The following is an 11,066-nucleotide window of genomic DNA, read 5'->3' on the forward strand; positions in this document are numbered from 1 at the left end:
GCATTGATTTAGATGTCTGCGCGATTCATATGGGGCGGTCTCGAATCGTTCCATTTTCAGGTCGCATGTCCCAGGCCTCTACTCCCCAAGCTTCCCTCTTCGACGACGCGCTCAATCCCGCGCCGGCCGCGCCGCTGGCGCAGAGCCATGAGCCGCGCCCCGATCCGGCGGTGCTGACCGAGAAGCCGGCCAGCGGCTACTCGGCCAAGGACATCGAGGTCCTCGAGGGGCTGGAGCCGGTGCGCAAGCGCCCCGGCATGTACATTGGCGGCACCGACGAGCGGGCGCTGCACCACCTGTTCGCCGAAGTGCTCGACAACGCCATGGACGAGGCCGTCGCCGGCCACGCCAAGGTCATCGAGGTCAAGCTGGACGCCGACGGCGTGCTGAGCGTCAAGGACGATGGGCGCGGCATCCCCGTCGACCCGCACCCCAAGCATCCAGGCAAGTCGGCGCTGGAAGTCATCATGACCGTCCTGCACTCGGGCGGTAAATTCTCGGGCAAGGCCTACGAGACCTCCGGCGGTCTGCACGGGGTCGGCGTCTCGGTCGTCAACGCGCTGTCCGAGCGCGTTGACGTCACCGCCTGGAAGGACGGCTTCGAGTGGCGCCAGTCGTTCAGCCGCGGCAAGCCGCTGGCCTCGATCGAAAAGCTCGGCGCGACCCGCAAGAAGGGCACGGCCATCGCCTTCCTGCCCGACGAGCAGATCTTCGGCGAGGGCTGCGCCTTCAAGCCTGCGCGTCTCTATCGGATGGCCCGGTCCAAGGCCTACCTGTTCGGCGGCGTCGAGATCCGCTGGAGCTGCGATCCCTCGCGCATCCACGACCAGACCCCGGCCGAGGCGGTGTTCCGCTTCCCCAACGGCCTGGCCGACTTCCTGGCCGAGCGGGTCAAGGACATCGAGACCGTCACCCCCGAGCCCTTCGCGGGCCGCTACGAACGCCCGGGCGAAACCGGCAAGGTCGAGTGGGCCGTCACCTGGACGCCGGCCGGCTTCGGCGAGGCCGACAGCTTCATGCAGTCCTACTGCAACACCGTGCCGACCCCCGAAGGCGGCACGCACGAGGCTGGTTTCCGCGCCGCCCTGACCCGCGGCCTGAAGCAGTACGCCGAACTGACCGGCGAAAAGCGCGGCGGCCTGATCACCGCCGAAGACGTCGTCGCCCAAGCCGGCTCCCTGGTCAGCGTGTTCATCGCCAACCCCGAATTCCAGGGCCAGACCAAGGAAAAGCTCTCTTCGTCGGACGCCCAGCGCCTGGTCGAGAACGCCCTGCGCGACCCGTTCGACCACTGGCTGACAGCCCAGCCGAAGTCCGCCAGCCTGCTGCTGCAGTTCGTCATCGACCGGGCCGAGGAGCGCCTAAAGCGCCGCCGCGACCGCGACGTCCAGCGCGCCTCGGCGACCCGCAAGCTGCGCCTGCCGGGCAAGCTGGCCGACTGTTCGGGCCAGGCCACCGACGGCACCGAGATCTTCCTGGTCGAAGGCGACTCCGCCGGCGGCTCGGCCAAGCAGGCCCGCAACCGCAAGACCCAGGCGATCCTGCCCCTGCGCGGCAAGATCCTGAACGTCGCGTCGGCCTCGGTCGACAAGTTGGTCGCCAACAAGGAACTTTCCGACCTGCTGCTCGCCCTCGGCGTCCAGCCGGGAAAGAAGTTCAAGGAAGAGGACCTGCGCTACGAGCGCGTGGTGATCATGACGGACGCCGACGTCGACGGCGCCCACATCGCATCGCTGCTGATCACCTTCTTCTATCGGACCATGCCGGAGCTGATCCGCGCCGGCCGGCTCTACCTCGCCCTGCCCCCGCTCTACCGCATGAGCCACGGGGGCAAGACCATCTACGCCCGCGACGACGCGCACCGCGAGGAACTGCTGGCCACTGAATACAAGGGCAAGAAGCCTGAGATCGGCCGCTTCAAGGGCCTCGGCGAGATGATGCCCGGCCAGCTGAAGGAAACCACCATGGATCCGGCCACCCGGACCATGGCGCGCGTCACCCTGCCCCGCGCCGAGGAGACCGTCGAGGATCTGGTCGAGGCGCTGATGGGCCGCAAGCCCGAGTTGCGCTTCCGCTTCATCCAGGAAAACGCCGAGTTCGCCGCAGACGACCTCGACGTGTAGGCAGGCCTCGACGCTACCCAAACAAGACGAATCCAGCCCTAGGATGTTCCGCACACCCTAGGGGGCTTCCTTGCCTGTCACGAACCCGCACGCCCATCGCCCGCATCTGCCGGGCGTCGAAGCCCTGCGAGGCTACGCCGCGTTCGCGATCGTGATCTTCCACGTGATCCACCTGACCCAGGCGGCGGTGCCGCAGAGCCTGGAGTTCATGAAGTGGTTCTTCGGCTACGGCGTCCCGCTGTTCTTCGTCGTCAGCGCCTTCAGCCTGGCCTACGGCTATGCGGGAAAGCTCTCGACCGGTCCGCAGATCAACGAGTTCTATCTGCGCCGCCTGTTCCGCATCGCGCCGCTCTACTACCTGGCCATCCTGACCCAGCTGGGGATCATCGCCTATCTCGGCGGCGAGCAGCCTTCCTGGCGCAGCCTGCTGCTCTGCATCGGCTTCCTGTTCAACCTCAGCCCGACCATGGTGGACGGCATCGCCCCGGCCTCCTGGTCGGTCGGCGTCGAAATGCTGTTCTACGCCATCTTTCCGCTGGTGCTTGCGCTGGCCTCGACCCTGCCGCGCGCCATCCTGCTCACCGCGGCGTTCAGCGCGCTGGCCGTCGCCTATGGGATCGCCGTCAACAAGCTCAAGCTGAATCCGTCCTTCATCACCCACGGCCTGACGTTCAACCTGCCCTATTTCGGCTTCGGGCTCGTCGCCTATCAACTGCTGCTCAAGACCCCCGCCCGCTGGGGCGCGCCGGCGAGCTTCGCCGGTCTTGGGCTGATCGTCGCGGCCTGGGCGAGCGCCCCGATCTTCGCAAACCCCGGCGCCGGCGCCGTGACCAATATCCTCTACATGCTGGCCTGGGGCGCCCCGTTCGGCGTGCTGAGCCTGGGGATGGCGCTGGCCCCGCCAGCCGTCCTGTCCAACCGCGTCACCCAGTTCCTCGGCAAAATCAGCTTCGGGGTCTATCTGGGCCACCCGCACGTCATCTTCCTGCTAGACCGGATCGGGGTCTACGCCCGCATCCGTGAGCTGCCGGGCGGTTCAGGGGTGACTTTCCCGCTGGCGGTCCTGGCCACCTGCGCCGTCGTCATTCCGATCGCCTGGGCGCTGTTCAGGTACGTGGAGGCGCCCGGCATCGCCCTCGGCCGCCGCCTCGTCGGGCGGCTTGCGTCCCTCCGGACGAGCCAGACGATCGCCGCCTGACCTCGCCGACAGGCCGCCCGCCAAGCAGATTCAGAGATTGCGCCCGGGCGCGCCTTCGGCCACTACATCGACGAACCTCGCGCCCGCCCTTGAACTGCAAGGGGCAGAACGCGTTTGACTTGACGCTATGTCTCCGTATCTTCCGCGTCGCGCGACGATCGCCGTCTGCGCCGCCGCGGTTCGCTAGCTCGTCTTCGGGCGAGCCCTCCGCCCCCATTGCTGATGAATGACCGAATTTTCCGAACTGGGCCTGTCGCCCGCGACGCTCCAGGCTGTTGCCGACACAGGCTATACGACCGCCACCCCGATCCAGGCCCAGGCTATTCCTGTGGCCCTTCAGGGTCGCGACGTCCTCGGCATCGCCCAGACCGGCACCGGCAAGACCGCCGCCTTCACCCTACCGATGATCGATCGACTGGCCGCCGGCCGGTCCAAGGCGCGGATGCCGCGTTCGCTGGTCATCGCCCCGACGCGTGAGCTGGCCGACCAGGTCGCCGCCTCGTTCGAGAAGTACGCCAAGGGTCAGAAGCGCACGCTTTCGTGGGCCCTCCTCATCGGCGGCGTCTCGTTCGGCGATCAGGAGCTGAAGCTTGATCGCGGCGTCGACGTGCTGATCGCCACGCCCGGCCGCCTGCTCGACCACTTCGAACGCGGCAAGCTGCTGCTGACCGGCGTTCAGATCATGGTCGTCGACGAAGCCGACCGCATGCTCGACATGGGCTTCATCCCGGACATCGAGCGCATCTTCAAGCTGACCCCGGCCAAGAAGCAGACGCTGTTCTTCTCGGCGACCATGCCGCCGGAAATCACCCGGCTGACCAAGCAGTTCCTGAACGATCCGCAGCGGATCGAGGTGGCCCGCCCGGCGACGACGGCCGAGACGATCACCCAGCACATGATCAAGCTGCCGACCTCCGATCCGAAGGCCAAGCGCACCGCGCTGCGCATGCTGATCGAGCGGGCCAAGGTCGATACCGGCATCGTCTTCTGCAACCGCAAGTCCGAAGTCGACATCGTCGCCAAGTCTCTGAAGAAACACGGCTTCGACGCCGGCGCCATTCACGGGGACCTGGACCAGGCGACGCGCATGCGCACCCTGGAATCCTTCCGCAAGGGCGAGCTGAAGCTGCTCTGCGCGTCCGACGTCGCCGCCCGCGGCCTCGACATCCCGGCCGTCGGCCACGTCTTCAACTACGACGTCCCGCACCACGCCGACGACTATGTCCATCGCATCGGTCGGACCGGCCGCGCCGGCCGCACCGGCGAAGCGTACATGATCGTCACCCCCGCCGACGCGAAGAACATCGACAAGGTGCTGAAGCTGATCGGCAAGACCCCGCAAGAGGTCGTGCTCGAAGGCGTCGACTTCGCCTCGATCAAGGACGAGCGCCGCGCCAGCAGCCGCGACCGCGGCGGCCCGCGCGAGCGCGGCGGCCGTGGCGAGCGCGGATCCCGCGACCGCGCCCGTCCGATCGCGCCGCACGGTGAGGTCGCGGCCATGGAGCCGCTCGTCGCTGCGCCAGCCGCGGACGAGACCGAGAGCGAAGCCCCCAAGCGCCGCAGCCGCGCCCGCGCCGAGGCGCCGGCCAAGGCCGAGCCGAAGGCCGCCCCCAAGGCCGCTCCGCCCGCGCCGGTCGCGGCCGAGCCGGCCCGTCGCGACCGTTCCCGCCGCGAACCGCGCGAGGACGCCGTCGTCGGCTTCGGGAACGATATCCCCGCCTTCCTGCTGCGCGCCCCGCCCCGCGCGACGACGACGGAATAGCTGAAAAACCTGCATTTTAACGGGTCGTTCGGCTCTCTCCGGTAGGCTTAACCTCGGGACATGGAAGCTGCCGCGAAAAACTCGCGGCCTCTTCGAGGATTTCGGGGAAGACAGTATGTCGGGCGACATCGAAACCAAGCTGCGGGGCCCGGGCGCATACGCCTTGGCCAGGCAGACCATGGACGCCATGGAGGCGCACAAGGTCTGGCCGACCGCGGTGAACTTCGAGCTCTGGACCCACTTCATCGCCGCGCCCGACAGCGCCCTGGGCCGGGAAATCGCCCGGATGCTCTCCACCGGCGAGGCGTTCACCGACACCGTCGCCGACGAACTGGCGGCCACCTACCTCCCGAAGGCCCGCCTCAACGACCAGATCCGCGACGCCGGCGACGCCCTCACCAAGGAACTCGACGCCGTCAGCCGCGCCATCGAGACCGCCCAGAAATCCAGCGAGGCCTATGGCGAGACCCTGGCCGGCGCCTCCCGCTCCCTGACCACCGCCGGCAACGCGGCCGACCTCCAGGCGACTGTCGAGACGCTGGTGGCCGCCACCAAGCGCGTACAGCGCGAGAACAAGTCCCTCGAGCGCCGCCTCAGCGAATCCACCGACCAGGTCTCCAAGCTGCGCGAGCATCTGGAGCAGGTGCGCCGTGAAGCGACCACTGACGGCCTGACCAATCTCGCCAATCGCAAGGCCTTCGACGAGGAACTCGAGCGCGCCTGCGCTGACGCTGGGGACCAGGCCCAGAGCCTGACCCTGGCGGTCATCGACATCGACCACTTCAAGTCGTTCAACGACACCTGGGGCCACCAGACCGGCGACCAGGTCATCCGCTACGTCGCCAGCGTTATCGGCCGCGTCGGCGCCCCGCCCCGCTTCGCCGCCCGCTACGGCGGCGAGGAGTTCGCGCTGATCTTCCCGCGCGAGCGGGCCGATCTGGCCACTGTCGTCCTCGAGGAAATTCGCGAAGAGGTCTCCTCGCGGATGCTGAAGCGGCGCTCGACCAACGACGACCTCGGCGCGATCACCATATCCATCGGCCTGGCCGAACTGCGGCCCGGCGAGAGCGCCCACGGGCTCATGGAACGCGCCGACAGCGCCCTCTATGTCTCCAAGCGTTCCGGCCGCAACCGCGTGACCAGCGCCGAGGCCGTGGCCGCCGCGGCCTGAACCGCGGCGGGTGTTTTTCCCCTAGGCTGACGCCGCGACATTCCTCTTTAAGTTCTACGAGGACCTTGAGGGAGGACGCCATGGCCTATTCGAAGATCAAGACTTCGGTCGCGGACGGGATCGGCGTCATCACGCTTGCGGATCCCAGCACGCTGAACGCGGCCGGCCTCGACCTCATGGACGAGCTGCAGCAGGCGTTCGCGGCCATGAAGGCGGACCCCACTGTCCGCTGCGTGGTGCTGACCGGCGAGGGCCGCGGCTTCTGCTCGGGCGCCAACCTCTCGGGACGCGGCCCCGCGGCCGAGACGCCCGATCCTGAGGGTCCCGACGCCGGCGCCTCGCTGGAGGCTGTCTACAACCCCTTCGTCACCTCGCTGCGCGAGTATCCGGTTCCCATTGTGACCGCCGTCAACGGCGTGGCCGCCGGCGTCGGCTGTTCGCTGGCGCTGATGGGCGACATCATCGTCGCCGCCGAAAGCGCCTACTTCCTGCAGGCCTTCCGTCGCATCGGCCTGGTGCCGGACGGCGGCTCGACCTACCTGCTGCCGCGGCTGATCGGCAAGGCGCGGGCGATGGAGATGGCTCTGCTCGGCGACAAGGTCCCGGCCAAGACCGCGCTCGATTGGGGCCTGGTCAACCGCTGCGTCGCCGACGACCAGCTGATGGCCACGGCCATGGAGCTCGCCAAGGCGCTGGCCACCGGCCCCAAGGCGCTGGGCGCGATCCGCAAGCTGGTCTGGGAAAGCCTCGACGAGGAATGGGCCGCCCAGCTCCATGCCGAACGCGTGGCCCAAAAGACGGCCGGCCGCACCGAGGACAGCCGCGAGGGCATCCTCGCCTTCCTCCAGAAGCGCCCGGCCGAATTTAAGGGACGCTAGGCCGCAGCCTCACGGCGCCAGAACGTCTCCGCCGCCGCGACCGCGACCAGCACCGAGGACGTCGTAACGCTCAGCAAGGCCGGCGACAGAGCGCCCGCCGCCGGAACCAGGGCCGCCAGCGCCGCCAGGGCGACCACGTGGGCGCGCGGAATGCGCTGCGTGGTCACGCGCCGGAACAGCAGGTCGCCGGCGAGGTAGAGCGCCGGGCCGGCCAGCAGCACCGCGCCCGTCTTCAGGTCGACGTGACCGTTCGGATGCACCAGCGCCAGCTCGTCCCCGACCGCGCTGACGACGATTCCCGCCACCAGCGGCAGGTGAAAATAGGTGTAGGCCAGACGGGCGATCTTCCCCGGATCGTCGGAGCTGGCGAAGGTTCTGCTCGCCCGCTCGGCCGCCGCGTCGAAATAGATCCACCACATCGCCACGCTGGCGGCGAACGCGGCCCCGAACGCGGTCAGCACCCCCGCCTCCCTCGGCAGCTCGGCGACGGTCGCGCCGGTCATCAGCAGGGTCTCGCCCAGGGCGATGATCACGAACAGGGCGCAACGCTCGGCCATATGCCCGCCCTCGACGTCCCAGTCGGCGGTCGTGGAGCGGCCGAGCCCCGGCGTCCAGAAGCCCAGCGAGGGCGAAGCGAACTCGATGGCCACCGCCAGGCCCCACAGGGCCATCCGCTGCGGCCCCTCCGACAGGCCGCCGGCGATCCAGCAGGCGCCGGAAACCGCCAGCCAGGCGGTGATGCGCAGGAAATTCCGATAGTTCCTGGCGTTGTGCCGCCTTAGCGCCCAGGCCACGAACAGCGAGCGGCCCACCTGCATCAGCACGAAGGCGATCGCGAAGGTCAGGCCCTTGTCCTCGAAGGCCTCGGGCAGCGACATCGACATCACCAGGCCGGCCAGCATCAGCGCCAGCAGCAGCAGGCGCACCGCCGGCCGCTCCGGGTCGAGCCAGTTGGTGATCCAGCAGGTGTAGATCCACACCCACCAGACCGCCAGGAACAGCAGGGCGGCCTGGAACGCCCCCAGCGGCGTCAGGTGGTGCAGCAGCCCATGCGACAGCTGCGTGATCGCGAAGACGAACACCAGGTCGAAGAACAGCTCGATATAGGTGACGCGGTGGTGGCCGTGCCCGTCCCGCACCCGCTGAAGTCGCGCCTCGCGCCGATCATCGCCCACCTCGTTGCCAGCTCCGCCATCTAGGCAGGACACATGCCCCAGCGCCATCGCTTGTCAGGCAAATCTTACGGTGTAAATGTAACTTCTATGCTCACCGTCCACCACCTGAACAACTCCCGTTCGCAACGCGTGCTCTGGCTGCTGGAGGAGTTGGGCGTTCCCTACGAGATCAAGCCCTACCAGCGCGACGCCGCGACCATGTTGGCGCCGCCCGAACTGCGCGCCGTCCATCCGCTGGGCAAGTCGCCGGTGGTCACCGAGGACGACGTGACATTGGCCGAGACCGGCGCCATCGTCGAGTGGGTCATCGAGCGCTACGGCCTGGGCAGGCTGGCGCCGCCACCAGGATCGGCCGAGCGCCTGCGCTGGACCTACTGGCTGCACTACTCTGAGGGCTCGGCCATGCCGCCGCTGCTGCTGAAGCTGGTGTTCGGCCGCCTGCCGACCAGCGCCCCTGCCCTGCTGCGCCCCATGGTCAACCTCATCGCCGGCAAGGCCCAGTCGAGCTTCATCGACCCTAACTTGAAGGCGCACTTCGACTATTGGGAAGCCGAGCTCGGGAAATCGGAGTGGTTCGCCGGCTCGGAGTTCACCGCTGCGGACGTGATGATGAGCTTTCCGGTCGAAGCCGCGGCTGATCGCGCCGGAGCCCTGAACGGTCGCCCTCGCCTCGCCGCCTTCCTGCAGAAGATCCATGCGCGCCCGGCCTATCGCCGAGCCCTGGAGCGCGGCGGGCCGTACGCCTACGCCGACTAGGCGTCGGCGGCCTTGGCCGGTTCGATCGTGACGCTTTCACCGCAGCCGCAGGCGTCGGTCTCGTTCGGATTGCGGAACTGGAACTTGGACGAGAGCTTGGTGGTCACATAGTCGATTTCGGTGCCGACCAGGAACAGCACCGCCTTGGGCTCGATCAGGATGGTGACGCCCTTGTCCTCGACCACCTCGTCCAGCGGGCCAGCTTCCTCGGCGTATTCCAGGATGTACTCCTGGCCCGCACAGCCGCTGTTCTTCACCCCGACCCGCAGCCCGGCATAGGGCTTCTCGGCCTTCGCCATGATCGCGCGCACGCGTTCGGCGGCGGCCTCGGTCAGGGTGACCACCTTGGGCCTCGGACGGCGCGCCCGCGGCGCGGGTGTCAGGTTCAGATCGCTCATGCTCCCCTCCATATGGGGTCAGAACATGTTGAGTTGAAGCTTGGCCTCGTCGGACATCCGCGAACTGTCCCACGGCGGATCGAACACCAGCTCGACCGTGACGTTGCGGATGCCGGGGATCTCGCGCACCGCGTCCTGCACCCAGCCGGGCATATCGCCGGCCACCGGGCACCCCGGTGCGGTCAGCGTCATGTCGATCGCCACGTCCTTGTCGTCGGACACGTCGACCTTGTAGATCAGGCCCAGCTCGTAGATGTCGACCGGGATCTCCGGGTCGAACACGGTCTTGAGCTTTTCGATCAGCTGATCGGTCAGGGCGTCCAGCTCCGCCTGCGAAAGCGGCGTGGTCGCGGTCGGCTCGATGGAGGCGGCGTCGTCCATGTTCAAACTCAAGCGAAGAAGGCCTGGGTGCGGGTCAGCGCGTCGACGAATGCGTCGGCCTCCCCTTCCGTATTATATAGGGCGAAGGAAGCTCTGGCGCTTGCGGTCAGGCCGAAACGCCGCATCAGCGGCTCGGCGCAGTGGGTGCCGGCGCGAACCGCCACCCCGTAGCGATCGAGGATCTGGGCCACGTCATGGGCGTGGGCCCCGTCGACCGTGAAGGCCATGATCGCCCCCTTGCCCGGTGCCTCGCCGATCACCCGCAGCCAGTTGTAGCCCTTCAGGCCCTCGATCACCCGCGCATAGAGCCGAGCCTCATGCTCGGCCGCGGCCTTGCGGTCGATGGTGTTCAGCCACTCGATGGCCGCGCCCAGGCCGATCGCCTCGATGATCGGCGGGGTGCCGGCCTCGAACCGGTGCGGCGGGTCGGCATAGGTGATCGCCTCCAGCCGCACTTCGCCGATCATCTCGCCGCCGCCCTGGTAGGGCGGCAGCGCGGCCAGCGCCTCAGACGTGCCGTACAGCACGCCGATCCCGGTCGGACCGTAGAGCTTGTGACTGGAGAACACATAGTAATCGACGCCCATCGCCTTAACGTCGATGTCCAGGTGGACCACGCCCTGGCAGCCGTCGACCAGCACCTTGGCGCCGGCGTCGTGGGCCATGCGGGCGATCTCGGCGACCGGATTGATCGTGCCCAGCACGTTGGACATCTGGGTCAGCGCCACAACCTTGGTCCGCGCCGTCAACAGGTCCGGGATGGCCGCCAGATCCAGCGTCCCGTCGTCCAGCACCGGCACGAATTTCAGCACTACACCCTTGCGCTCACGTAGGAAGTGCCAGGGGACGATGTTGGCGTGGTGCTCCATCACCGTCAGCAGTATCTCGTCGCCCGGGGCGAGGCTTGCGCCCAGACCGGCCGCAACCAGGTTGATCGCCTCAGTGCCGCCCTTGGTGAAGACGATCTCGTGCTCGCCGGCGTTGATGAACTTCGCCACCGACTTGCGCGCCGCCTCGTAGGCGTCGGTCGTCTCGTTGGCCAAGGTGTGCAGGCCGCGATGGACGTTGGCGTACGAGCCCTCCATCACCGCGGTCATCGCGTCGATCACCGCCCGCGGCTTCTGGGCCGAGGCGGCGCTGTCCAGATAGACCAGCGGCTTGCCGTTGACCTGGCGGCTCAGGATCGGGAACTGCGCCCGCACCGCCTCGACGTCGAAGGCCATG

General features: G+C 68.1%; 10 protein-coding genes. 6 read left to right on the top strand and 4 right to left on the bottom strand.

Translation table 11 applies throughout. The annotated features are described in order from the left end of the window. Positions 1–65: 65 nt before the first annotated feature. The 5 genes from parE to O4N75_RS13485 all read left to right on the top strand — a co-directional run bounded on the left by parE (position 66) and on the right by O4N75_RS13485 (position 7,132). A complete protein-coding gene (gene parE / locus O4N75_RS13465; protein ID WP_269626032.1) occupies positions 66–2,123 on the top strand; it encodes a DNA topoisomerase IV subunit B in 2,058 nt (685 codons plus the stop codon). A gap of 70 nt (positions 2,124–2,193) precedes the next feature. Then, complete coding sequence (locus O4N75_RS13470) at positions 2,194–3,321, top strand: acyltransferase (RefSeq protein ID WP_269626033.1); 1,128 nt, start codon at positions 2,194–2,196, stop codon at positions 3,319–3,321. Positions 3,322–3,547: 226 nt separating this feature from the next. Further along, complete coding sequence (locus O4N75_RS13475) at positions 3,548–5,083, top strand: DEAD/DEAH box helicase (protein ID WP_269626034.1); 1,536 nt, start codon at positions 3,548–3,550, stop codon at positions 5,081–5,083. Between the two features lie 115 nt (positions 5,084–5,198). Beyond that, entirely contained in the window at positions 5,199–6,254 is a 1,056-nt protein-coding gene (locus tag O4N75_RS13480; protein WP_269626035.1) for a GGDEF domain-containing protein, read from the top strand. Between the two features lie 80 nt (positions 6,255–6,334). After that, the gene (locus tag O4N75_RS13485; protein ID WP_269626036.1) at positions 6,335–7,132 is read left to right on the top strand and encodes an enoyl-CoA hydratase/isomerase; all 798 of its coding nucleotides are present in this window, start codon (positions 6,335–6,337) and stop codon (positions 7,130–7,132) included. Here the strand turns inward: O4N75_RS13485 and O4N75_RS13490 are convergent. After that, entirely contained in the window at positions 7,129–8,307 is a 1,179-nt protein-coding gene (locus O4N75_RS13490) for a low temperature requirement protein A (protein WP_269626037.1), read from the bottom strand. The genes O4N75_RS13485 and O4N75_RS13490 overlap by 4 nt on opposite strands. Before the next feature lie 87 nt (positions 8,308–8,394). Here O4N75_RS13490 and O4N75_RS13495 point away from each other — a divergent pair, with 87 nt between their 5' ends. Beyond that, positions 8,395–9,063 (top strand): glutathione S-transferase, encoded by a 669-nt coding sequence (locus O4N75_RS13495; protein ID WP_269626038.1) that lies wholly within the window; start codon positions 8,395–8,397, stop codon positions 9,061–9,063. Here the strand turns inward: O4N75_RS13495 and O4N75_RS13500 are convergent. The 3 genes from O4N75_RS13500 to O4N75_RS13510 are packed head-to-tail and all read right to left on the bottom strand — an operon-like array spanning position 9,060 to position 11,065. After that, positions 9,060–9,461 (bottom strand): iron-sulfur cluster assembly accessory protein, encoded by a 402-nt coding sequence (locus O4N75_RS13500; protein ID WP_267233794.1) that lies wholly within the window; start codon positions 9,459–9,461, stop codon positions 9,060–9,062. The genes O4N75_RS13495 and O4N75_RS13500 overlap by 4 nt on opposite strands. 18 nt (positions 9,462–9,479) lie before the next feature. Then, positions 9,480–9,842: an SUF system Fe-S cluster assembly protein gene (locus O4N75_RS13505; protein ID WP_183770203.1), complete on the bottom strand. Its 363-nt coding sequence runs from the start codon at positions 9,840–9,842 to the stop codon at positions 9,480–9,482. Between the two features lie 8 nt (positions 9,843–9,850). Then, the gene (locus tag O4N75_RS13510; RefSeq protein ID WP_269626039.1) at positions 9,851–11,065 is read right to left on the bottom strand and encodes a cysteine desulfurase; all 1,215 of its coding nucleotides are present in this window, start codon (positions 11,063–11,065) and stop codon (positions 9,851–9,853) included. Between the last annotated feature and the right edge of the window lies 1 nt (position 11,066).

The organism is Phenylobacterium sp. NIBR 498073 (assembly GCF_027286305.1).
Taxonomy (GTDB): Bacteria; Pseudomonadota; Alphaproteobacteria; order Caulobacterales; family Caulobacteraceae; genus Phenylobacterium.